Annotated in this window: 22 protein-coding genes and 1 tRNA gene; 8 read left to right on the forward strand and 15 right to left on the reverse strand. The window is 53.3% G+C overall.

What is annotated here, in order from left to right:
• Positions 1–136: 136 nt before the first annotated feature.
• Positions 137–1,744 (forward strand): hypothetical protein, encoded by a 1,608-nt coding sequence (locus ACI0FG_RS12795; protein WP_419785385.1) that lies wholly within the window; start codon positions 137–139, stop codon positions 1,742–1,744.
• 207 nt (positions 1,745–1,951) lie between these two features.
• Here ACI0FG_RS12795 and ACI0FG_RS12800 read toward each other — a convergent pair whose 3' ends face one another.
• Positions 1,952–2,560 carry a hypothetical protein gene (locus tag ACI0FG_RS12800; RefSeq protein ID WP_419785386.1) on the reverse strand — a complete coding sequence of 203 codons (609 nt, stop codon included), beginning with the start codon at positions 2,558–2,560 and terminating at the stop codon, positions 1,952–1,954.
• 595 nt (positions 2,561–3,155) lie between these two features.
• Between ACI0FG_RS12800 and ACI0FG_RS12805 the strand changes: the two genes are divergently transcribed.
• Positions 3,156–3,884 carry a hypothetical protein gene (locus tag ACI0FG_RS12805; RefSeq protein ID WP_419785387.1) on the forward strand — a complete coding sequence of 243 codons (729 nt, stop codon included), beginning with the start codon at positions 3,156–3,158 and terminating at the stop codon, positions 3,882–3,884.
• Positions 3,885–3,894: 10 nt separating this feature from the next.
• On the opposite strand, the gene ACI0FG_RS12810 is transcribed toward ACI0FG_RS12805, so the two are convergent.
• Positions 3,895–4,239 (reverse strand): helix-turn-helix transcriptional regulator, encoded by a 345-nt coding sequence (locus tag ACI0FG_RS12810; RefSeq protein WP_419785388.1) that lies wholly within the window; start codon positions 4,237–4,239, stop codon positions 3,895–3,897.
• A gap of 92 nt (positions 4,240–4,331) precedes the next feature.
• Here ACI0FG_RS12810 and ACI0FG_RS12815 point away from each other — a divergent pair, with 92 nt between their 5' ends.
• Positions 4,332–4,538: a hypothetical protein gene (locus tag ACI0FG_RS12815; protein WP_419785389.1), complete on the forward strand. Its 207-nt coding sequence runs from the start codon at positions 4,332–4,334 to the stop codon at positions 4,536–4,538.
• Between the two features lie 63 nt (positions 4,539–4,601).
• Here the strand turns inward: ACI0FG_RS12815 and ACI0FG_RS12820 are convergent, their stop codons facing one another.
• The 9 genes from ACI0FG_RS12820 to ACI0FG_RS12860 form a co-directional block, all read right to left on the reverse strand.
• The gene (locus ACI0FG_RS12820; RefSeq protein ID WP_419785390.1) at positions 4,602–5,450 is read right to left on the reverse strand and encodes a uridine kinase; all 849 of its coding nucleotides are present in this window, start codon (positions 5,448–5,450) and stop codon (positions 4,602–4,604) included.
• 180 nt (positions 5,451–5,630) lie between these two features.
• Entirely contained in the window at positions 5,631–6,815 is a 1,185-nt protein-coding gene (locus tag ACI0FG_RS12825) for an ABC transporter permease (RefSeq protein ID WP_419785391.1), read from the reverse strand.
• Positions 6,812–7,480: an ABC transporter ATP-binding protein gene (locus tag ACI0FG_RS12830; protein WP_419785392.1), complete on the reverse strand. Its 669-nt coding sequence runs from the start codon at positions 7,478–7,480 to the stop codon at positions 6,812–6,814. The genes ACI0FG_RS12825 and ACI0FG_RS12830 overlap by 4 nt, the downstream gene beginning before the upstream one ends.
• Before the next feature lie 7 nt (positions 7,481–7,487).
• Positions 7,488–9,215 carry an HlyD family efflux transporter periplasmic adaptor subunit gene (locus tag ACI0FG_RS12835; RefSeq protein WP_419785393.1) on the reverse strand — a complete coding sequence of 576 codons (1,728 nt, stop codon included), beginning with the start codon at positions 9,213–9,215 and terminating at the stop codon, positions 7,488–7,490.
• A gap of 2 nt (positions 9,216–9,217) precedes the next feature.
• A complete protein-coding gene (locus ACI0FG_RS12840; protein ID WP_419785394.1) occupies positions 9,218–10,840 on the reverse strand; it encodes a TolC family protein in 1,623 nt (540 codons plus the stop codon).
• Between the two features lie 323 nt (positions 10,841–11,163).
• Complete coding sequence (locus tag ACI0FG_RS12845; protein ID WP_419785395.1) at positions 11,164–11,571, reverse strand: hypothetical protein; 408 nt, start codon at positions 11,569–11,571, stop codon at positions 11,164–11,166.
• A 111-nt stretch (positions 11,572–11,682) separates the two neighbouring features.
• Entirely contained in the window at positions 11,683–12,093 is a 411-nt protein-coding gene (locus ACI0FG_RS12850; protein WP_419785396.1) for a hypothetical protein, read from the reverse strand.
• Between the two features lie 75 nt (positions 12,094–12,168).
• Positions 12,169–12,573 carry a hypothetical protein gene (locus ACI0FG_RS12855; RefSeq protein ID WP_419785397.1) on the reverse strand — a complete coding sequence of 135 codons (405 nt, stop codon included), beginning with the start codon at positions 12,571–12,573 and terminating at the stop codon, positions 12,169–12,171.
• Between the two features lie 82 nt (positions 12,574–12,655).
• Positions 12,656–13,036: a hypothetical protein gene (locus tag ACI0FG_RS12860; protein WP_419785398.1), complete on the reverse strand. Its 381-nt coding sequence runs from the start codon at positions 13,034–13,036 to the stop codon at positions 12,656–12,658.
• A 512-nt stretch (positions 13,037–13,548) separates the two neighbouring features.
• Between ACI0FG_RS12860 and ACI0FG_RS12865 the strand changes: the two genes are divergently transcribed.
• From ACI0FG_RS12865 to ACI0FG_RS12875, 3 genes are all read left to right on the forward strand, one after another.
• The gene (locus ACI0FG_RS12865; protein WP_419785399.1) at positions 13,549–13,962 is read left to right on the forward strand and encodes a hypothetical protein; all 414 of its coding nucleotides are present in this window, start codon (positions 13,549–13,551) and stop codon (positions 13,960–13,962) included.
• Between the two features lie 281 nt (positions 13,963–14,243).
• Positions 14,244–14,462, forward strand: a complete 219-nt coding sequence (locus tag ACI0FG_RS12870) for an RNA polymerase sigma factor (RefSeq protein WP_419785400.1) — start codon at positions 14,244–14,246, stop codon at positions 14,460–14,462.
• Between the two features lie 198 nt (positions 14,463–14,660).
• Positions 14,661–14,795: a hypothetical protein gene (locus ACI0FG_RS12875; RefSeq protein ID WP_419785401.1), complete on the forward strand. Its 135-nt coding sequence runs from the start codon at positions 14,661–14,663 to the stop codon at positions 14,793–14,795.
• A 4-nt stretch (positions 14,796–14,799) separates the two neighbouring features.
• Here the strand turns inward: ACI0FG_RS12875 and ACI0FG_RS12880 are convergent, their stop codons facing one another.
• A complete protein-coding gene (locus ACI0FG_RS12880; protein WP_419785402.1) occupies positions 14,800–15,078 on the reverse strand; it encodes a hypothetical protein in 279 nt (92 codons plus the stop codon).
• A gap of 181 nt (positions 15,079–15,259) precedes the next feature.
• On the opposite strand from ACI0FG_RS12880, the gene ACI0FG_RS12885 reads away from it, so the two are divergent.
• Positions 15,260–15,353, forward strand: a tRNA-Sec gene (locus ACI0FG_RS12885).
• A 310-nt stretch (positions 15,354–15,663) separates the two neighbouring features.
• On the opposite strand, the gene ACI0FG_RS12890 is transcribed toward ACI0FG_RS12885, so the two are convergent.
• The 3 genes from ACI0FG_RS12890 to ACI0FG_RS12900 form a co-directional block, all read right to left on the reverse strand.
• Positions 15,664–16,805, reverse strand: a protein-coding gene (locus tag ACI0FG_RS12890; protein ID WP_419785403.1) for an IS3 family transposase whose coding sequence is annotated in 2 segments (ribosomal slippage) — positions 15,664–16,541 and positions 16,541–16,805 — 1,143 coding nt in all. Because the reading frame shifts where the segments join, the coding sequence is not laid out codon by codon here.
• 79 nt (positions 16,806–16,884) lie between these two features.
• Entirely contained in the window at positions 16,885–17,406 is a 522-nt protein-coding gene (locus ACI0FG_RS12895; protein ID WP_419785404.1) for a hypothetical protein, read from the reverse strand.
• Positions 17,407–17,493: 87 nt separating this feature from the next.
• A complete protein-coding gene (locus ACI0FG_RS12900) occupies positions 17,494–18,267 on the reverse strand; it encodes a hypothetical protein (RefSeq protein ID WP_419785405.1) in 774 nt (257 codons plus the stop codon).
• 186 nt (positions 18,268–18,453) lie between these two features.
• Between ACI0FG_RS12900 and ACI0FG_RS12905 the strand changes: the two genes are divergently transcribed.
• Entirely contained in the window at positions 18,454–22,164 is a 3,711-nt protein-coding gene (locus tag ACI0FG_RS12905; RefSeq protein WP_419785406.1) for a hypothetical protein, read from the forward strand.
• The last annotated feature ends 3 nt before the right edge of the window (positions 22,165–22,167 follow it).

Below are 22,167 nucleotides of genomic sequence, written 5' to 3' on the forward strand. Positions count from 1 at the left end.
CTTCCTCATATTCCCATGATTTATTTCCTGCCTTCTGAGTAAAAACCATCAAATTCTCATGAGTGACGAGCGTCTTAAAAATTGTCTTTTCCCTTTGAATATGCTTACATACACTTCAATTAAAGAAGGGAACAAAATGAATGGAATCGACGCGTTAAACGCCTATTGCAAAGAAGCCCGACTTCCGGTCGCCGCCATTGTCATTAACAGACGCTGGAGGGAAATGCTGTACCGAACGATCAAATCGTTGAAGGACTACCCGGTTCTTCCCATAGTCGTAACAACTGATAAAGATCTGGTGAAAGAGCTTGAGGGGAACATTCCGACTTTTTCAGTCGCTTCCGAGGATTTTCAAAAGGTGGCCAATCTGTCGGTGGCTATAGTCGTCGACACAACGTTTGATTTTCCGGTGAAGACAAAGGTCATTGATATCCCCCATGCCTTTCCGTTGTGGGACAAAGATAACGAACAGCGACAAGACGCTTTGAGAACATTTGATTTCACCCTACTGTATTCAGACGTCCTGTTCTTGGGTCAGTCCTCGGTCTCAACTCTTTCTCCAGAGGAATATAAGGCAGCACTTTCCAACCGTTACCCTGACTGTCTGGACCGACGTAAAGGGCCGTTCTCAATCGTCCCCGGTGGCTATCTTAAAATTGACCTCCTCGCCGAAAAATTTCAGAAGAGCCCCCAAAAACGATCTACCATACTGGTTTTGCCCACAATCAGTATTTTCCAGAAAAACACCTATAAACAGAGATGCATCGACATGATTAAGGCTTCACTCGAAGTAGCCGAGACCATGAATGATTTTACGGTCACTTTCAGGCCGTTCCCCAGCGACCAGGAAAATGACGACACCAACGAAATCAAAAGCCTCTTTGCGGCAAACGACAAATTCATCTTCGACTCACTCTCATCAACCCTTCCTTCTTTTTCCGCAGCAAGAACCATCATAACGGATAGCTCTCTGGGACGCGTTACGTTTACAATGGCCAGCGGGCTCCCGCACATTATGTACAACCCCAATGGCAAGGAGATGGAGGAATTTGACGGGGGCGTAATCACACACAAGAAAGAGCATATCTCAAAGGCGCTCAACCATTTTCTCGATTCCCAAACAGAATGGGACGCAAAAGTTGCGAGGTATCGCGAAAGATATCTGCTCAATTATGGGAATGCATATTCCACACTGGCGGACACGGTCACATCGCTGGCATATGGACAGTCAGGAAAAGATTGGATCACTTTTGATCGCGACTACATCAGCGGAGACTGGAGCAACCCGAATTCATGGTACGATCTTGCCCAGGAGAAAAAAGAAAATTTCACCGTACTTATGTCAATCGCCAGACTACGATTTCCCGCTGACCCCCGTTTTTTCAGCAAAGAGTACCCAATGACAGAAGGTGTCAGGGTAAACTACGAGTCAAACGACACGAAGCCTCTTTCAACAGAGGAGCTGCTGCAATTCCACAAGAATCCTGAGAGTCTGCCCCCTTATATGGTCTGGGGGTGCTCCCAAAACTACCGTGATTACTACCAAGCCCTGGTGCATCAGGCGAAGGAAAACTGCCTCGGTTTTCTGGATAAGAACAAGGCTCTGTGGGGGGAAAAATTTGATGGATTTGACATCCACCCACCACAGGAACTGACTCGGATTCGACCGGAAGTTGTGTTCATCGCAACATGGGCAAAACCGCAAGTGAAACGAGCCATATTGAATTTGCTACAACAAGCCTGACAGGAGATTTGCCTCGCAGGTCGTACTCTCCACGTAATGCCGGTTGTCAAATCGCATGGCAACCAACCTTCTGACGGCCCTCAGCCTTTGGCTGCCATAGGAGGATGAGCGCCCGTTCGAAATTTTGCAGCCTCAGCCGCTTTCAAGACAGCTCCCCTCCACCTCAGGGAGCAGGTTGAACGTAATAAATATCCTGCCTATTCATCGTCACTCGTCGTCCCCCAACAAGTCGAGCTTGACTGAGCAGCCGCAACTTGCCGCCAATTCATCGGTCCCGGCCTGGACGACTTCACGTATCGGGCTGGAATCCTCTTTCACCGTGGGGCGCAGTTGTTCATCAATTTTTTCCGCCAGAGCTGTTGTCTGTAAGCAGCGATCGGCGATGCAGTAAAAGAGGAACGCGGTGTTTGTGTCCGATTCATAGGTAACCTGGCAGCTTTCCGCCTTTTCTCTGATTTCATCAGAAATCTGTCGCAGCTCGCGGATCGACTGTTCCAAATCTTCCTTCGCCATCACAGCCGTGTCACTCGTTCCCGCCATATAGCCCTGAGCTTTCGCCAGCGCAGCCCTTCCCGTGGCCATCAATCGTTGCAAGTCGTCTCCCAGGGCACTCGCGCAAGATGTCTGTGCGCGCATTTCCTCAATAAAGGGAAACAGCTCCATTATCTCCTCGGTGAGCGGAAGCATATCCACTGGCACCCCAGCTCCGGAAGTGGAAGCCGGATTTACCGCCAGCGCCGAGGGGTCCTCTTCCGCCCGATTGATGCGCATTCCGGTGGACAGCTTGGAAGCATTGAATTTTCCCTGCGATGTCATTGGATACTCCTTGGCTTTCATAATTTGCCAAATGATATAGCTGAAACAGACACAGGTAAAGGGATTCTCCCCACAGAGAATGTTTCTCCGCCTCCATCGCACCAATATCCACTCTCAATAGAATGGGCGTATTCAACCGGCTAGAATACAGATCGATTGAACGATTTTCACGTTGATTCACCGGGGATAGCTTTGACGCGGAGAGAACAGAAAAGATATTTTGCAAGCAAGAATGGCGACAAAAATGCACAGGTAAGACTTTCAACAACATGACACGGACGGCAGCCGTGTGCCGGACGGCCCGCTGGAGGTCCCGGCCTCGAAGCGGGTTCCTTGTCCTCCGGCAGGAATGACACAGAAACTCGCTTCAGCAAAAGCATAGCCACTCCCGGTTGGGGTAGCCTGTAGGGCTGTACCGGATAATTGCCAGATTGCCCCGGTACAGCCCGCTTTTTCAAAGTTGGATTTAACTCCCTTCCTCGGCCAAGCAGCTAGCCCGAAACAATTCAATCCGCTCTCAAAGAGCGGTGGTGCAGAATCGCAACCCGAATCTCCGAAGTTGCTTCACCCTGCCAGCCGGTGTACTGCATCGTCCATGAATATACTCCTCGGCTTCGACGACACCGACGACCTGAACGCCAAGATGGGAACCGGCAGACTGGTCAGGGAATTTATCGGACACCTGCCGGATGCATTTCGCACTGTCGGCGTGGTGCGGCACCAGCACCCCCGGCTGGCGGACATTCCCTTTACCTCGAACAACAGTTCGGCCTGCGCCATCATCGAGATGAGCGCCGAGGGTTCGATGGAGACACTGCGCGATCTGGCAATGGAACACCTGCGCACCCATTGTGCGCCCGGCAGTGATCCCGGGCTTTGCGTGGCGCGGGAAGACGCCGTGGCTGCCGAGATGATCGAATTCGGGAAAATGACGACCGGCCGCCGCACCACACAGAAGACAGCGATGGGCATTGCCCGCAATGTCGAACTGTACGGACTCGGCGGCACCAACGACGGGATCATCGGCGCCTGCGCGGCCGTGGGCCTGACCAAGTACGGCTGGTGCGGCCGGTTCATCGAATACGGAGCACTCCGCTCCCTGGGCAGCGAACTTGCCGTCAGCGACGTGACCAACACGGGCATCCGGGTTCTTTCAACAGACCGGGACCCGCTGGTTCCGCAGCCCACGGACAGACTAATCAACGCGCAGTGGATGCGCCCCTCGCTCTGGGCCGGGGCTCCTGCATTACAGGTCAGACTGGTGGAACCAGGTGTTTGGCAGCCCGCCCATGGCAAACGGAAGGAACAGCACGGCGGAGACTAGGGCCGCATCGCTACGCCTCCTTGTACCGCCGGATAAAAGCATCCAGCCTGTCGCGCTGACGCTCCATGTGGACAACCCACGCCTCCAGCACCTCACTTCCCTCCGGTGTGATGGCGTAGACCCGCTTGGCCGGGCCGTCGCCATCGGCATCCCAGGTTGAGGTCACCAGCCCCTCCTCGTCCATCTGGCGCAGGTGCCGATAGATCATGCCCGGAGGCGCATCGCCTCGCAAAAATCCGTATCCCCCTATTTCCTGAATCAACTGATATCCGTAGGACTTGCCCTGGCTGAGAGCCATCAAGAGCGAGGCCTGCACGTAGCGCTGCGGTTTGCTCCCACCAACATTTTTCGACATTTTTGCTATTCCCTTATTGACTATATGTTCTTTGAGGATATATATCTAATATACACCATGATCCTTAGAGACACAACCAATGGGAGGCGGCTATGAAGATTTTTGTCAGAGAGCGCAACAGGGCAGAGGAAGGAACCAGGAAGCCTCGGTTCCGTGTTGTCGGTGTTACAGACGGCGGTCTGAAGATTTACGCCAAGCGCATCCGCAAGCGTGAGCTTGAGGAAATGGCGCAGCACACCGGTGCCGAAATCGTTTACCTGAGCCGGGACGGCGAGGGAGCGGAAGGCAAGCAGGCATAATCCGCAAAAAAGAGGCCGGGGGCACCAAGCTCCCGGCCTCTTGCTTTCATTGTTCAATTCCCATCAATCCTTGTAGATGATGGTCCCCACATGTTCGCCATTGAGCGCGGCATGCAGATGCTCAGGGTGGCGCAACACGTCAATGATCTGGAACGACTTGAGGGTCTTGGCGTTCTTGAGGAAAGTCAGCACCGGCCGTTCGACAATGAGATCCTCCAGGTCCATCTCGATCAGTTCATCAACGTGTATCTTGTCGAAAAATTTCATTGATTCGCGGTCACCCTTCTTCGGGTCGTTCTCGTACATCCCCTTTTCATCCTTGAGGTAGATCAGGGACTTGGCTCCGATATTCTCGGCCAGGAGAAACGCCCCGGAGTCAGTGCGGTGGGGCGGGATGGACCCCACCTCCGCAGGCTGCTCGAACCAGCCGTAGGGCGGTATGCCGGTGGTGATGGGCAGATAGCCGAGCTGGCAGTACATGTGCAGCTGTTCCATGTGTGCGCCGTGGCCGATCATGGCCCCGCCGTGCTTGGCCAGCAGGACGGTGAGCATCTCCGCGTTCTGGGCAGAGACCTTGTCGCCCAGCTTGGAGAGAACGCCTGTGGGCATACCGAGGTCGATGCCGATATTGTAGACATGACGAGCCCTGGTGCCGCCACCGCACATGAGCAGAATCTTGTGCTTTTCCTTGGCTTTGATAAGTTCATCGAGGATCGGGAAAAGCGCTTTGGCACCACGGTCCATGATGGACTGGCCGCCGATTTTGAGCACGTTCACCTCCGGCTGCATACGGAAATAGTCGTCCGACTCGGTGCTGCGCAGCAATCCCTTGTCCACCAGGGATTCACCCAGCAGCCGCGTCTCGATATGCAGCCTGCCCTTTTCGCCCTTTTCCTTTATCAGCTTGCCCATCCGTCATCCTCCCATTCATCTTTTTTACAATTCCACCAAGCATAATACAGTATGTCGATGAAAGGGCAACCTGGTTAGAACGCCATCCGGAGCCTGCATCCAACTTTCGGAATCGGGTAGTTGCGATAAAGCCAGCCTTCAAGCGATCGGCCAAAGGGAATGGCTGATTCGCTGCCGTGGCTATTCCGCCCGAAGCGCGTCGATGGGGCTGAGCCGGGCGGCCTGCCGGGCGGGATAGTAGCCGAAAAAGATGCCCACGGCGGCGGACACGCCCACGCCGAGAAGCACGGCCTCGATGGAGACAAAGAATTCCCAGCCCGTGAACCGGCAGATGATGGCCACGGTGCCGACGCCGAGGATCAGGCCTATGAAGCCACCGACAAAGGAGAGCACCACACACTCCACCAGGAACTGAATCTGGATGTCCTTCTGCTCCGCGCCGATGGCCCGGCGGATGCCGATCTCCCGGCGGCGCTCGGAGACGGACACGAGCATGACGTTCATCACCCCCACCCCACCCACGATCAGGGCAATGGAGCCGATGGCCCCGAGCATCAGGGTAAACATGCGCATCTGCCGCTCCATTTGCAGCACGAGCTCCTCGGCGCTGGTCACCTGCACGTCTATCCGCTTGGCGTACTGAAAAAATTTCTTGAGCTGCACGGTAGCCTCGGGGCTGGCGTCATTGTCGACCATCCGCGCCCCGAACTGGGTTATCCGGGGCCGGTCCGGCAGCCGCATGGCAAGGGCGATAGGCACCAGGATACCCTCATTGATCTCATAGGGGCAAAACGACCCGGAGGGCACGGGACCGGCCACCCCCACCACAGTGTACTGCTTACCCCCGAAAACAACCCGGGCACCCACCGGCTCGGCCACGCCCTGCTTGCGCAGCCAGTCCGCCTTGGTATGGCCGAGCACGCAGAAATTCTCATACCCGTCCAGGTCGGAAACGAACCGCCCGGCCGTAATCGGCACCTTGAACATGTCCAGGAATCCGCCCGTCACGCCCAGTCCGGGGCAGGGAACCCGTTTACCGACATAGGTCAGATTGGCATAGAGATTCACGAACGGGGCCACGCTTCGGATGGCCGGGCACTGGCCCGGCACCTTCATCACGTCGTCAAACGGCATCCCGCCGGTGCGAAATCCCGCGCCCGGCTTCGAGACCTGCCGGACCATGCAGATATCCGTTCCCATTTCCTTGAACTGACGCAGGGATTCATTCTCCACGATCTGGCCGACGGCGACCATGGCGATGACCGATCCGATGCCGATGACGATACCGATGAGCGCCAGCAGGGAGCGTTGCTTGGCCGCCCACAGCGAGTGCAGGGATTCCTTTATGTTCTCGCCGAGTATCATACCTTCTCCACCAGCCCGTCGCGCATGCACACGGACCTGGCGCACCGCTTGGCCAGGCCGGGATCATGGGTGATGAGGACCACGGTTATGCCCTCGTCCCGGTTCAGGGAATCGAACAGTTCCATGATGTCGTTGCTTGTGGCGGTGTCCAGCGCGCCGGTAGGTTCATCCGCCAATATAATGGAGGGCTGACCACACAGGGCACGGGCAATAGCCACCCGCTGCTGCTGGCCGCCGGAGAGTTCGCCGGGACGGTGATGCCACCGCTCGTCCATACCGACGCGCGCAAGCATCTCCCGCCCCCGCTTCTGCCGTTCCCTGAGTGGTACTCCCCGATAGATCAGGGGCAGGCAGACATTGTCCAGCGCGGTCAGCCGGGGGAGCAGGTTGAACTGCTGGAACACAAAGCCGATGTCGGTATTGCGGATGTGGGAAAGCTCGCTGTCCGAAAGCCCCTGAGCCGCCTGTCCGCGAAAGAGATATTCGCCCGAAGTGGGCATATCCAGAAACCCCATGATGTTCATCAGCGTGCTTTTGCCGCAGCCCGAGGCCCCGACCACGGCAAGCATCTCGCCCTCGCCCACGTGCAGGTCCACGCCCTTGAGGATTTCCACCTCCACCGTACCGAGCAGGTAGGATTTATGAATATTCTTCAAATCCAGCATGTCCGCCTCACGAAGCCACCCCGATCAGGACGGTCTCCCCGGCCTTGAGCCCGGTAAGGACTTCCACGTCGCTCAACGTGGTGTGTCCGGTCGTGACGGTCCGTTCCTCCACCCCCTTCTCGCCCTTGACGCGCACCACGCTCTTGCCGCCCTTGTTGATGACGGCGGCGATGGGCACGAGCAGCGCATTGGGATTGGAATAGGTCTGCACCTGCATGTTGGCCGTCATGCCCAGGCGCACCTTGTCGCCCACGTCCGACGGTAGTTCGGCCAGCTTGATGGTGGCGGTAAAGGTCGGCACCTGGCCGTCGTTGGCCTGGTAGGAAATCTGGTCGATGCGCCCCTTGAGGGTGATGCCGGGGAAAGAGTCGCCGGAGACCTGCACGGGCTGGCCCTTGCTCAGGCTGTTGATATCCAGCTCGTCCACCTCGGTGATGATGGAAAGCCCCTCCAGGCTGCCGACGGAGACCAGCGGTTGGCCTTCGTTGACCACGATGCCGACGGCCAATTTGTTGTCGTCCCCTTTTGCGGCGGCCGTGGGACGGATAGCCACGCCGGAAACCGTGGCCTTGATCACCGCTCCGGCCAGCTTCTCCTCGGCGGCCTTGAGCTTGGCCTCTGCGTTTTCCATCTCCATCCGGCCGATTTCCTTGTACTCGGCGTCGCCCTTGTTCAGAACGGAATTCAGTGTCTCCATGCTGGCGGCATACTGCATCTTCTTTTCGCGCAGTTGCTGGAGCGTGTTGTCGTACTCGGTCTTGGGGATGACGCCCTTGTCGAACAGCTGCTTGTCTTCCTCCGCCTTGCCCTGGGTGGTGGCGAGCTGGCTCTTGGCCTGGCTGACCTCGCGCCGGGCGCGGGAGACCTCCACGGCCTTGCCCCAGTCCTCCAGCTCCATGTACGACTTGCGGGCCTTGATGTAGTCGGCCCTGGCGTTGCGCACCGCGGCCTCCATGTCCGAAGCAATCAGCTCTATCAGGACCTGCCCTTCCTTCACATGCTCGCCGTAGTGGAAACTCAGTTTCTTGACCATGCCCTGGAACGGAGCTGTAAAGACGACCTCCTCCAGCGGGGCCACGGTGCCGGAAAGGGAAATATAGTGGTTCAGCGGACGCGGGGTCACTGTCACGGAGCCTGCCTTGGCCGCCGTTTTAATCTTCCGCCCGGGCGTGTCGCTCGAACTGGAAAACCAGTGGATGGCACCCAGTGTAACGAAAAGGACGATGATGCCCAAGGTCAGCCACAGGCGGAATTTCTGGCCGTGCCGCAGAGCGGACTCCAGCTCCTTCGCCTTGTCATCCGCCACCCGAAGCGCCTTTTTCAACTTTTCGGCAAGATGCTCCTCGCTCTGCTTGAGGTGCTCCACCTCGGTCATGTCCTTGAGGACGATGAACGCGCCCTGAATGCCGCCCTGCCCGTCGCGCAGGTGGGAGGCGGTGACGGAAAGCAGCCGTTTCTCGCCGTCGGGCCGGATGAAGTCCGCAAGCCGGTCATGGATGGTAACGCCCTCGTATATCGAGTCGAGCAGCACCTGCAGAAAGGCATCGTTGCCGCCCCCATGCTCCATCATGTGCGCCAGAACGAACGCCTTGTCCTGAACGTCCATGCCCATTATGGCGCAGGCGGCGTTGTTGGCCACGGCCACGCTGCCGTCGGCGCGCAGCACGAGGACGCCGTCCCCCATGCTTTGCAGTATGCCGTCCGAGAACAGATTATCGAAATGCATTGCGTCCATGGCTACCACCAACTCCATACGAGCGGCCTGACTTCGTCATTCAGCTCTTGTTCCAGTTGCTCGTCGTCGTGCTTGAACTCGACATTCCAGGTCTTCATGGTCGTGCCCAGCAACTGGTCCAGCTCCAGCAGCGCCTGGAGGTAGGAGATGATGCTCTGCACCTCCGCCTGCTGGGCCTGGACAAGCTGATCCTGATAGGTCACGACCTGAAAATTTGTCGAACGCCCGGCCATGAGCTTAACGTGCTCGTTGTCCAGCTGTTCCCGCTGCAATTCGGTGTTGCGCTTGGCCAGCCCGATGAACTTGAGGCGCATGTTCACATTGCGCACCGTGTTGGCCACCTGGGTCTGCAAGTCCGTTTCCGCCTTGTTCAGCGCCACCCGCGCCTTGCGCTTGGCCGTGGCTGTCGCTAGCAATGCCTGCTTGCGGTCCATGTAGTCGGCACCCCACAGATTGATGGGAGCTTTCAGCTCCAGCCCGACGTGCGACTCATTTTCCCTGTATGCCCGGCCGGGGTTCTCCTTGGCGTTGGTTTGCCCCACTCCCGCCTTGACGGAAAGATCCCATTCACGGTCGTTTTCGGCCATCATGTTGCGGATATCCGCCTCGTCCACATCAAACACCCGGTTCATGTAGTCCTGATTGCGCTTGCGGGCCACGGCCAGGCACTCGTCCAGCTTGGGATGCAGCTCGCGATACCCCTGCATAGCCGGATCAATTTGCAGGTTCGGGTCCAGATTGAGATGGTTCAGCAGATTCCTGCGCGCCTGGTCATAGTCGTTGATCGCCTGCTCCAGCGAAAGCTCCTGCGAGGCCTCATCCGCCTCGGCCTGGGTCACGTCGCTTCGGGCCATGCGGCCAAGGCTCATCTTGAGCTGATTTATCTCGAGCAACCGTCTGGAACGCGCCAGAGCCTGCCGCTGAATCTCCAGATTCTCCTTGGCCTGCACGAACGAAAAAAAATAGTTCACGCCGGAATTTATCAGGGCGCTCAGGGAATCGCGCAGGGAAAGGATGTTCCGCTCCTCCTGCAAATGCGCAAGAGTGATGGAGGCGTTGTTGTAGTCGAGCCCCGCGTCCTTGAGCAGCGGCTGGGAGAGTTCGGCGGACAACGTCGACTGTATACTGTCGGACCGGGTGTTGCTCCTGGTGACGTCACCGGCCGTTGAACTGTAGGCGAGGGAGGATTCGGCATCGTTCTTGTACGTATTTTCCCAGCCGAAGGTCAGAGTGGCTCCGGTCGGGATCGCCTGCTTCACCGTGGCGTTCACCCCCGCATTTTGTGTGGAGTCGGACCCGGACTTGGCATGGCCGCTGGCGCTGCGATTCTTCTGCACCGCATCCAGATTGAGGCTGCCGTCAATGTTCACCGTGGGCACATACTTGTCGTCGGCTATCTCCAGATCGAATTTTTGCAACACGCGGTCCAGATAGCTGGTCTTGACGCTCAGGTTGTTGCGCAGGGTCAGGCTCACCACATCCGCCATGCTCATGCGAAGAGTCTTGGCGCCATCTGTGGCCAAGGCTTCACCGGAACCGACCGTGCTCCCATCCTCGGCAGCGGCGGCTAGCGGAAGCAGCACGGCCAACAGGCACAAAAAAAGGGCTACCGACGGCAAGCGCATCCGATTATTTCCCGATCCGATATGCCTGCAGCATGACTGAAACGCCCCTCATCAACCCGTATTCTTTGCAGGATACCAACATTACACCCAATCTCAACATCATCCAGAGGGAGTGGCCCGACGGACAGTTTGCATCCAGGCAGGCCAAAACACCCAACGAAAAAACAATAACAACAACCATATAGGGCTAACCTCTATAGCCCATCGGCAACTTCAAACAGCTTCATCCAGGTTCACATTTTTCCCATTAACACAATAATCCCAATAGGAAAACCTTGTAACGGCAAACGCCCCTGCCGGTCGGGACAGGGGCGTTCGGTCCGTTATTTAGTGATGGTAAGGGTGAACTGCCTGGGCGAGTCGCTCCTGTATTCCAAGCCTTCGCCAATCGTGCCGGGAGAGAACTTCCCATCCGAGTAGTTGACGCGGGCATCGGTAATCATCTCATCAGCTTCATTGGTCACCTTGATGTACCACTTCTGGTCCAAACTGCCATAATGGCCGGTATAAGGCTTTTGCAAAACCTGACCGGGCTGCATTACCTGGATGTATTCATCCGTTTCCTCGATGCATTCGATGACTACGTCGAATTTGCGTACTTCCTTGGTCGGATTGGACAGTACGATCATTTCTGGATCATCTGCCGTGCCGGCGTAGGAAATACCGGCAACCAAAGCCGCAACAAACAGGCTCAGGGCAAACATCACCAATGGGGTACAAAACCTCTTCACAGTACACTCCTTACTTTCCGAGACATATGACGATCTGTTCTTTTCGTCGGAGGAGACAACAGGCCTTCACATGCCTTCCATCTGAGAACCCGACAGGGAAACGTCCTCCGGTTACTTCGTCACCGTGAGTTTGACAACGTTGGGTGCGAGGATCTCGAAGGTCAGGCCTTCGCCGATCTGTCCCGGAGAGAACTGACCATTGGTATAACTGGCAGTGGCAGTGGCTATGGTGGTTCCACTTTCATCGGTTACCGTCACTGTCCACTGCTGGTCCAGATCAGCCAATTCGTCGTCACAATAGTAGGTTTCCTCTCCCCCATGCCCCGTAATCTTGGTTGTCAACGAGTCTGGCCCCATGCTGGTGGAGACTTCGCAGTTAAAAATGCGATTATCAGGGGCCTGATTGACAAGGGTAGCGGTCTCGGAACCATTGGGACCGCTGCCTTGTACAAGTCCGGCAAACGAGATGGAAGCGGACAGAACCAGTGCCAACACACCGAACAACATTACCATTTTCTTCATTTTGATCTCCTTTTCAGTTAGAGGTCACTTTGCCATGGAATTAGTTGCGGTTTGCAGGAGTACGCTCCCTGCAATTTACCGCTTGAGGGTCAATACGACCCTGTCGGGAGCTGTTTTTTCGCAAGTAATGCCTTCACCAATCGCTTCCGGCGTAAACTTCCCCTTGGAAAAGGACAGTTTTGCTTCCGAAAGCGCCTCGCCGCCCTTGTCGGTAATCAGGACATCGAACTTGAAATCGGCGCTCATGGCCTGGCTGTAGTACGCATCGAGGTAACTGTGCGGAACAACGAGTATCTCTTCCTTTTCGGTCCCCTGGGAGAACTCGACCGTCAGCACAACTACCCGCATTTCATCTGTATCGTTGACAAAATGTATGTTCACGTCCTTGTCGGACGAAGGGGAAGTGCTGAACCCGGCAAAGGCGGCCGAAGCGGACAGAACAAGGGCAAGCGCCGCAAACAACATCATAAGTTTTTTCATTCTCTTCTCCTTGCGGTGTATTGGTTCATCGCCGCTTTCGACAGGAGCCGGATAGCAGCAATGTCGTTTTTCCCGACTTTGGCTACTTGGTTATCTCCAGCTTGAATTCCTTGTCTTCGAACGGAGTGAAGACGAGACCGTCGCCGATTTGCCCGGCCTTGAACTTGCCCCCGGAGTAATAGATGGTGGCCTGTGTATTGCCCTTGTTCTGCTTACCGGAGACCTTGAATTCCCAGGTCTGGTCCTCGTCATCATGGCCCCAGTAATCGCAAAAGGCGTCGGCCATCGGCGAAATATCCCTGGCCTGCATACTCCCGGAGCCCGAAGCCGTGGTAATGCGCAGTTCCACCTTCCGGCTTTCCCTGGCGCTGTTGAACAGGGAGGCGGACAGGCCTTCGGCAAAGGCGGCCGGAACCGATATGAACAGGGTCAAAGCCATGATCAAAAGCATCATCTTTTTCATCGGATTCTCCTTCAGTCTATTTGTTCAACCAAGCCGCCAGCGTTGAAGTCTTTTCAGTTGCTTCACGTCAGTCCTGTTTCCCTTTCCGTCTCATGCAGCTGAAGGACTTGCCATAACATACAACGATTACAGCTCTCCCTCTTGTACACTGTTTTTAACATCCGACCAGCCGCGTAAGGGAGCCGGGTCATACGTCGCGTCATATCGCTTCACGCATACCACCAGATGCCGCCACAGAGCCAATGGTTTCACAGAATACCCTTTTTCCCGATTTTAATCCCCAGTACCCCCGGCAAGGCCGCCTCGATTTCGACAATCCTCCCGATACGCTTGCGGCGAATCCCAACCAGCCTGCCCCGACTTTTTTCGCAAAGTGTAACCGGACATCCCGCGCGCACGATATACGGATTGTACCGAATGCTCCCCGCCCTGCCGCCTCTGGGGAGAGGGGACACGGCTGCGGCGTCCCGGGAGTGCGATCCCGGAGCATCCACGGTTCCAGGAGATTGGCCATGAAAATCACTTCCGTCAGCGGAATGCAGATGGGGTTTAATCTCGGTAGGATACGCCAAAACACTAGTGAGGGATCGGACGATTTTGCCACAGAAATGTCGGCCAAATTCCTTGAGGACAACAACAGTGACAGGTCCCTCTCTCAGGAAGAGCTGCTGAGCGACGCAAAGGCCAACATCGCAGAAATGCAGGCGAACTTTGAAAACAAAGTACCAGGTGACACAACGTCTCTTTCATCCATGGTTGATGACGGGACCCAAATCTCGGCCTTGGCATCGGGGCAGCAGAATTCCGGCAAAGCGCGGAAGGAGAGAGCGGCGGGAGTTCCAGCAGCACCACAGACGCGGCTGACGCCAACGACAACGGCATTGTCACGCAGGAGGAATTGCTGGCCTATCTTCAGTCCACCATAGGGACCACGGCCGCAGAAAACGCCTCGGCAACGTCGTCCAATGACGGCCCGGGAACTTCTGGAGCAGGCGAACACCCGGCCCGAATCCGTTGCGGAGTTACTCCCGGGGACCGTCTCCTATCAACGGCCCCGTCCCACACGAAAAGGGTCAATCTCTCCGGGCCGCGTCATTTGGGACGCGGCCTCCTGAACTCATAGGCCTCGCCCTTGTCCGCCTGCGCGAAACCGGACTCGGTCCGGGGAGGAAGCCAACGGTAAGGTAAAGCCGGTAAATCGGACGACATGTCGATCATCGCCGCCGTCGTCAGCGGCGATGTGAATGCCTTCGGGCAGTTGCTCGAACGCTATGAAGCGCATGTGAGCCACTTGGCCGCCGCCCATGTTCCGGGAGATTGCGTTGGCGAAGTGGCCCATGAGACATTTGTGCGCGCCTTCAAGGCCCTGCCCGGCTATCGGCCGAAGGCCCCTTTCGTAAACGGGCTGCCCCCCTCACGCTCATGACCTGCCATGACTTCTGGCGGGAGCGCTATCGGTGCAGGGAAGCACCCGCAAGCGACCTGAACGAAGACGGCCAGCGGTTGCTGAAAAACGCCCTGGCAAGCCGACTCGCAAGAGAAATTCGAACGTCTGGCAAGCGCCAGTGAAGCGAGAGAGGCGCTCTCGCTCGTACTGGACCGGCTCGCCCCCCTGGACAGGCTGGTGCTTGCGCCGACCGGCCTGGAGAAACGGATACGGGCCATGCTCACTCCGGAGCAGGCGCAGCGGTTCGACCAAAGAATGAAGGAGAGAGGACACGGCCCCGGCCTGCTGGCCCCGCCGCCTCCCCTTCCCTAGCTATTTAGCGGCAAACGGCAGCCTGATCCGGCTTTACGGTAGCCAGATAGTCCACAGTGGGCTCAACCTGGGCATCGGTCAGCTTGGCACCATTGGTCACCATCCGTTTTACGGTTTTATCCCAAGCAGCACGATCCTTTACCCCCATTTGGCGGCAGACAGGCTTCAAAGGATGACAGGCGGAACAGACCGTTTTGACGGTTGCACCAATCTCTGTGCTACCGGCGGAGACAACCAATGCGCCAGCCAGAACAAACAGCAAAGCCAATACCAAACGTTTCATAGAACCTCCCTGAGGAACCCTTTTGTGGTAATGCGTACTGTTTACGGCAGCGACCCTCAAAAGTACAGCATATCCCGTACCGCTTTGGGAGTAAAAATCATCAGCTTGTCCCCCTCAGGCAAAGCTGCTAAATACTGTGGCACCCTGCGGCGTACCCCGCCAGCAGACGTCCGACCCAAAAGGAAGCGTGTCGTCACCGGTGTGGCGCTTGGTCTTCAAAACCAATGTACGGCAGTGATGTCGTAGGCAGGTTCGACTCCTGTACGCTTCCGCCATTATTGAACAAAAAGGGACAACCGCATGGTTGTCCCTTTGTTTTTCTGAAGCTGCCCCCAACACTATCCCCAACACGACAACACTATTCCTTAACCTTTCCGGAGGGGGAGTAGGCTTGATCGTCCTCCTGTTCAAGGATCATTGCCACCAAAGAGGCTAGCTCTGCATACTCGGGATTTTTTAACAACTTATTAAGCTCCGTATCGACATCAATACCAGCAACCCAAGTCTCTATTTCGCTCTTGATATGCCCCCAAACTAGTTCAAACCAACGATAATACTCTTGCTTAGTGTGGAGATGCCCCCGTTTTAGGTCCGGGCTTGTGTGAGTTCCCGGCGTCTTTCCAGCCCATCCATTCCGGGCAATTGCCCGGAATGGATGGCGAACTCAATGGGTGTCAGGTTGCCCAGTGACGAGTGAGGACGACTCTCATTATAGTCCCGTCGCCATGCCTCGACTTTACGCTGGGCATCCTCCAGAGACAAGAACCAGTTCACATTGAGGCATTCGTCTCTGAAACGACCGTTGAAAGATTCAATATATCCGTTGTCTGTAGGCTTTCCCGGTCTGGAAAAGTCCAATTCAACGTGGTGTTCATAGGCCCATTTATCCAAGGCCTTTGATGTGAATTCCGGTCCATTGTCGCACTTGATACGAGTTGGCAGCGAGCGATCACAGGCTATCTTTTCCAGTACCTCGGTCACTTGCTCACCGGTAATACCCTGGCCGGCTTTGATGGCCAGACTTTCCCGCGTATAGTTGTCGACCACCGTCATCAGCTTGAGCCTACGGCCATCAAAAAGAGCATCGCTCATGAAGTCCATGGACCACACCTCATCGGGCCGCGTTGCGCTTTCTGTTTTTTCACGGTGCATAGCACTTACGATGCGTTTGGGGCGTTTGCTGCGGAGCAACAGTCCCTCCTCCTTATAGAGGCGGTATACGCGCTTGTGGTTGATTTCCCAGCCTTCTCGACAAAGTAAGACGTGAATGCGCCGATAACCATATCGAACTCGGGTTGCGGCAATTTCACAAATTCTCATGCGGAGCTCGGCCTGATCGTCGCTCTTTCGTCGGTAAGTATACAGCGACCGGGATATGAGTGCGATGCGGCATGCCCGACGGATGCTCACGTCATAATCGACCCGGAGGTGGTCCACCAACTCCCGACGACGACCAGGCCTCAGAGCTTTTTTGACAGCACGTCCTGAAGCATGACTTTGTCGAGACTCAAATCCGCTACCATCTGCTTGAGCTTGCGGTTTTCCTCTCCGAGCATCTTCAGACGGCGAAGCTCGCTGGTGCCGAGGCCTCCGAACTTCTTTTTCCAGCGATAGAAGGTCTGCTCGCTGATCCCCATTTTGCGGATCACTTCCTTCACGGGAGTCCCATGCTCGGCCTGGCGTAGGGCAAAGGCGATTTGTTCTTCTGTGTACCTTGATTTCTTCACGACGAAATCCTCCTACTTTCTGATAGTCGATTTCGCCGGAAAACTCACATTGTCGGTGGACCTATTTCATGGGAGCAGGTCAAGTGCAAGTGGGGGAAAGAGGAGGGATGAAGGGAAACATCTTTGGCAACAGTACAAGCAACAACTCCCAGTGCTGCTGGTCAAGATCAAGACCTCCCACTTCAGGGTACTCTTTGCAAAACCAAATTTGATAGGCAAATAATATGGGCGGATCTTTTCTCAAAGAGTTTGCCCAACACTCACTAGCGAGAGTGCCTGCCAAAAAAACACCGCATAACAATAAGAACTCTGTGTGGCTTGCCTTCAGCGTGAGAGATTCATCCCTATCTCTATCTGCATGTTTTATAAAATTCTGGGGTTTTCTGAACTCCCTTATTACCCTGGCTCGTTGTTCAGGTGGGAACGGGGACATCATATGCCCAATAAGGTTATAGTCCTCGTATGGAGTCCCCTTAGACAAATCATCAAAAACTTGAACAGCAGACGCTGCAAGACCATGAACAGCTATTAAGCTCTCTCCTTGGAAGTACAACTTAGCGGCAGCGATTAGTTGATCCCATCCAGCTTCGATTTTAGTCATCGTTAATTGATCTTGCATTTCTTACCTCACACTGCACCAAAGCCAAGCACATTGATTCGCCTAGAAGCGACACTTAGCTGATTCTAATCAGTTCAACACTTCTTTACAAAGGCGCTCTGCAAGCTCACTAAATCTTTCAGAGCCAACATTGCCACACTCCCTCATAACAGTTTCAAAATTAGCCCGAGCAGTGACCATATCCTCAGCAATTGGCAATCTATGCAATTCGCGATTAATCAAATCGATTTTTTCACGATAATGGGCCTCTATGCGAGCATCTACAACACCAGTTTCAACCTTTTGGTCTATGATTTTGTCTGCATCTATTTTTCTTCCAGATTTTACTAATGCTAAAAGATATTTCTCAAGGGCAAACAAGTCGTTTGCATACTGTCGAGTATATTTTTCCCATACGATTACACGAAGTTCCGGCGGCAAAGTGCTGAAAAGCACCAAGTCTGCCCCAAGCAATTCCACCTCTCCTTTCGCCTTGGAGAAATGAATATAAAACAATTCAGATAATATCCTCGGAAGAACTTCTATTGCTTTTGTAAGGTCTTCCTCACTGGGATTTGGCCCAAAATGTGCCCCTGGGTTGCCGACGACCCTCATCTCCTCAAGCTCTAAAGCCAACCCTGTATATCCCATTTTTTTTAATTCACTAATCCAGCGGAACAAAAGACCTTTAGAGGCTTTAGGAGCAAATGCTAGAATCTCATCCCAAAGAAATGCCTTAACATAACCCTCTGCACACCTCCTGATTGCCGTGGCTCTAGATTTTAGAGACGCTGCAGTATTATTACTCTCATTGTAATCCTCTTCTAAATAAGGGGGAATAAAGGAACACTTCTGATTAGACATAAAAAACTCCATTATTTAACTTTGTTCATGTTCCTTTAAAAAACGGTCCATAAACAAAACAGGCAAAACAGAATCATCAATAGACAAAATCTAATAACCGTAATAATGAGCTTTTAACAACCCAAAGAGACAACCTATTCTCAATTATCCTAACGATCAAAGCCCACCTACCTCAAAGTCAGCCCGATGCAACTGATCACAGCCAGCCAACTAAAATCCTGGATCGGTAGGTCCCCTCAGGGGTATTTGCCTCTCCTTACGAGAGATTTGATCTGGGCATCTGCTAAAGACCTGTCTCACATCGCAATACCATCTGGAGACAGCGTATACCGCCCTGGATTCGATGGAGTCGTAGTAACTTCAGGCGAATCAGCCTTTATTCCCAGTGGACAGTCGGTCTGGGAAATTGGCACCGATGACAAGCCTAGGACTAAGGCGAACAAAGACTTCAACAAACGCATTGATGACGCCAGTCAAGAGAAGACATTTATTTTCGTAACTCAAAGGTACTTCGATAAGAAAGAAGAGTGGTGCGAAGAGAAACGGCGACTAGGTATCTGGAAAGACGTCAGAGTACTCGATTGCGACGACCTTGAAGATTGGTTGAGCCAGACTCCTTCTGTCGCATTTAATTGGATTGAGCGCGTAGCACACATAGCACCAGAAGGGACTCTTCCATTAGTTTACCACTGGAATGAATGGAAGGAAGCGGTTGATGGCTATCTTAGCCCATCCCTGGTTCTATCTAGTTATGAACGTATCAAGACACGAGATCTCATTTGGGATTGGCTTGAAGAAGGGAGAAACATTTTACGGCTGAAAACATTCTCCCCCAAAGAAGGCTTGTTATTTATAGCTGCAGCATTGTTGCATTATGATGGGCTCGGTCACTGGCTGGTTAGAGGCATCCACGCAGATAACGAAAACACTTTACGCCAATTGGCCGCAAATCCCCATCCACAGTTAATTATCACCTCTAACGACAACATTGGGATAGCAAAAAATGCAATAGCAAATGGGCATAAGTACTGTGTATTGACTCCACACAACTATCACCCTGAACAAAGCGACCTGGCGGTTGTTGAAGTCCCTTTACGGGTTGGCGCCTTCGAAGCAACGAAAGCGTTGACAAGCTTGGGTATGGCAGAGGGCAAAGCGGACAAATTGCTAAGAAGCTCTGGCCGCATGCTTATGGCTCTTAGGAATGAGATTACTGGTGAGCACCCTTGCTGGGCCACTCCTGAACTAAAAGCGATAATGGCAACGATAATATTTGCTTCTGGGTGGTCTGAAGAACGCCCTGAAGATCGCATAGCCCTAGAGCGCTTAAGCGGTTTGCCCTACGAAAAAATTGAGAACAATCTAAAGCGAGTACTAGTCACTCCAGAACCCCCTATTCAGTATATCTCACCATATTGGAAACTCATTTCGCCAATGGATGTTTGGCGTTGCCTCGGGCCAAATTTAACCCAATCTGACTTCGAGAAGCTAGAATCTGTTATTATTGAAGCATTCACAGTAGAAGACCCCGTTATGGATCTTCCTGAAGAACAACGCGCAATGGCCCCCTTGTTTGGCAAAACAACACCCTATTCCAATTTCATACGTAACGGACTCCTGCAATCATTGCTTATTATCTCAATATTCGGTGAACAATTCAGGATATCCGGAATTAGTTCTCCTTCTGCTTGGGTTGATAGGCTTATTGGAACCATCCTGACCCAATGCAAAGACCGTAAAAAATGGGATTCTCTATCGCCATATTACAGATTACTCGCCGAAGCTTCTCCAAATACATTCCTGAATGAACTTGAGAGGAAAGACATAAATACACCTGAGGTTTTAACAAGCATCTTTACCACAGCAGGTGATGCAATGGGGATGAAAAATGCCCACGTAACTCTTATGTGGGCGCTTGAAATTATCGCATGGCAGCCCGAACATTTAGCTAGAGCTGCCCAGATGTTAGTTAAATTGCATTCCTACGATCCAGGTGGCAATCATCACCCCAGGCCAGCGGACTGTTTTGGTAGGATTTTCAATCTTGTTATCCCGCAAACCAATATGGACGCAGAACATCGACTGGAACTCCTTGAGGCTCTTTTGGATAAAAATCCAACAACAGTTCCGGATCTTTTACTTCAGCTTATACCATCTCCACATAGGACAACCTTTACCCGTTCCGTTCGCCCTCTTTGGCGCGAGGTTAATGACGGTGTACCATCAACCTATGGAGATATATGGAGAGGGATGCACCAAATAACAAGTCTGCTTGTGGAGAAAGCCGAGAACGATGGCAGAAAGTGGGCTGCAATTATTGAGAATTACGAGAAGCTACGACCAGATTCAAGGAAGCTAGTTCAACAAGAGTTGGACACATCCACTCAGAGTCGAATAAAGCACCACAAAGAGTTGAGAGATTCACTACGAGCCACGCTACATAGGCATAGATCGTATCCAGATACTAATTGGGCAATTCCAGAACAGGAGCTTCGGCTATTTCAAGAAGTATATGATCGTTTAGAGCCAGCAGATACCATTGAAAGATACGAGTGGCTGTTCGGATTACGCACATGCCTTCCGATGGGACAAAATCAAAACTGGCAAGAAACAGAGCAAGAAAAATTTCGCCTACAAACCGAAGCAGCCCACAGCATCATTAAAAGCAAAGGGATTGCAGGTATCGTTGAATTAGCAAAATGCTCCGAGAATCTTGACGCAGTTGCAAAAGCATACGTTGAAATCTGCTCTGACATTCCACTTGAGGTAAGCGAGTGCCTCCTCACGCAAGAAGGTAAACTTGAGGATTTTTCAAGAGCCTTTGTTTTTTATGCGAAGGGCAAACTTGGATCCAACTGGATACATGAAACACTAACCCATGCTCAAACTGCCAACTGGGGTCCACAAGTTTGCGCAAGACTATGTTTAACTCTACCTCCATGTGTTTCTACATGGACAACCGTTGCAGACCTTGGAGAAAATTGTGAACGCGAGTATTGGCGCATGGTTAATCCATATGTGCTAATCAGCCCAACTTCGCCAGAAGAAGACATCGACATGCTTTGGGACAAACTATTCGATGCCGGACGATCATCCACAATGATTAGTATTGCCTGTCAAGAAAACATGCCTCTCTCCTACAACCAACGCGTCAAAGCGCTAACGGCTTTCATAGAAAGCCCAGAGAAAGAAAGAACTTCTGGACACGAAATAAGAGAAATCTTTGCAAGGCTTTACGAGGCTGAGGAGAAAAATGAAAACGAGCTCATAGGATTGGAGTGGGTGTTTTCATCAGTATTCGATTTAGAAGCTACTCAGCTAACTATTCATCAAAAAATGGCTAGTGATGTGAACGCCTTCAAAGAGATAATAAGTATTAACACTGATAATGGGGCTGATGCCAATATCGACATGGTCTGGAAGGCCGAAAAACTTTTTGACAATTGGCAGACTGTTCCAGGCTCAAGAGAAGACGCTTCCATTGATGAAGCAGCCTTAAGAGGCTGGATTGCTGAGGCTCGCTCTGTTTGCAAAAACATCGACGAGAACGGAATGGTTGATTCACGCATCGGCGGTGTCCTTGCTCACTCTCCATGCGACAAGAATGGCCTGTTCCCCTGTTTAGAAGTTCGAAACACTATAGAAGAATTAAGTACAGAAGAACTGGAAGGTGGGTTTGTAGCAGGAATTCATAACAAGCGTGGAACCTGGACACGTTCAGCGAATGAGGGAGGGAAACAAGAGAGGGCGATTGCCAAACAATATCGAGAGTGGGCTAAAGAGTGTCAGGTGAAATGGCCGCGAGTAGCTAGACTATTACAGCAAGTTGCTGAGTCATACAGTGATTCGGCAATCAGGATGGATAAGGACGTTAAACTGCGCGATATGAAGCACTGAAGA

This window comes from Pseudodesulfovibrio sp. 7M6, assembly GCF_050058625.1.
In the GTDB taxonomy this organism is placed as follows: Bacteria; Desulfobacterota; Desulfovibrionia; order Desulfovibrionales; family Desulfovibrionaceae; genus Pseudodesulfovibrio; species Pseudodesulfovibrio salinus.

Excerpts from the sequence above, each read along its gene's own strand:
- ACI0FG_RS12880 (WP_419785402.1), bottom strand. The coding sequence starts at position 15,078 with ATGAAACGTTTGGTATTGGCTTTGCTGTTTGTTCTGGCTGGCGCATTG.
- ACI0FG_RS12830 (WP_419785392.1), bottom strand. The coding sequence starts at position 7,480 with ATGCTGGATTTGAAGAATATTCATAAATCCTACCTGCTCGGTACGGTG.
- ACI0FG_RS12795 (WP_419785385.1), top strand. The coding sequence starts at position 137 with ATGAATGGAATCGACGCGTTAAACGCCTATTGCAAAGAAGCCCGACTT.
- ACI0FG_RS12895 (WP_419785404.1), bottom strand. The coding sequence starts at position 17,406 with ATGACTAAAATCGAAGCTGGATGGGATCAACTAATCGCTGCCGCTAAG.
- ACI0FG_RS12800 (WP_419785386.1), bottom strand. The coding sequence starts at position 2,560 with ATGACATCGCAGGGAAAATTCAATGCTTCCAAGCTGTCCACCGGAATG.
- ACI0FG_RS12820 (WP_419785390.1), bottom strand. The coding sequence starts at position 5,450 with ATGGGCAAGCTGATAAAGGAAAAGGGCGAAAAGGGCAGGCTGCATATC.
- ACI0FG_RS12835 (WP_419785393.1), bottom strand. The coding sequence starts at position 9,215 with ATGGACGCAATGCATTTCGATAATCTGTTCTCGGACGGCATACTGCAA.
- ACI0FG_RS12810 (WP_419785388.1), bottom strand. The coding sequence starts at position 4,239 with ATGTCGAAAAATGTTGGTGGGAGCAAACCGCAGCGCTACGTGCAGGCC.
- ACI0FG_RS12860 (WP_419785398.1), bottom strand. The coding sequence starts at position 13,036 with ATGAAAAAGATGATGCTTTTGATCATGGCTTTGACCCTGTTCATATCG.
- ACI0FG_RS12865 (WP_419785399.1), top strand. The coding sequence starts at position 13,549 with ATGAAAATCACTTCCGTCAGCGGAATGCAGATGGGGTTTAATCTCGGT.
- ACI0FG_RS12840 (WP_419785394.1), bottom strand. The coding sequence starts at position 10,840 with ATGCGCTTGCCGTCGGTAGCCCTTTTTTTGTGCCTGTTGGCCGTGCTG.
- ACI0FG_RS12855 (WP_419785397.1), bottom strand. The coding sequence starts at position 12,573 with ATGAAAAAACTTATGATGTTGTTTGCGGCGCTTGCCCTTGTTCTGTCC.
- ACI0FG_RS12850 (WP_419785396.1), bottom strand. The coding sequence starts at position 12,093 with ATGAAGAAAATGGTAATGTTGTTCGGTGTGTTGGCACTGGTTCTGTCC.
- ACI0FG_RS12905 (WP_419785406.1), top strand. The coding sequence starts at position 18,454 with ATGCAACTGATCACAGCCAGCCAACTAAAATCCTGGATCGGTAGGTCC.
- ACI0FG_RS12900 (WP_419785405.1), bottom strand. The coding sequence starts at position 18,267 with ATGTCTAATCAGAAGTGTTCCTTTATTCCCCCTTATTTAGAAGAGGAT.
- ACI0FG_RS12815 (WP_419785389.1), top strand. The coding sequence starts at position 4,332 with ATGAAGATTTTTGTCAGAGAGCGCAACAGGGCAGAGGAAGGAACCAGG.
- ACI0FG_RS12825 (WP_419785391.1), bottom strand. The coding sequence starts at position 6,815 with ATGATACTCGGCGAGAACATAAAGGAATCCCTGCACTCGCTGTGGGCG.
- ACI0FG_RS12870 (WP_419785400.1), top strand. The coding sequence starts at position 14,244 with ATGTCGATCATCGCCGCCGTCGTCAGCGGCGATGTGAATGCCTTCGGG.
- ACI0FG_RS12805 (WP_419785387.1), top strand. The coding sequence starts at position 3,156 with ATGAATATACTCCTCGGCTTCGACGACACCGACGACCTGAACGCCAAG.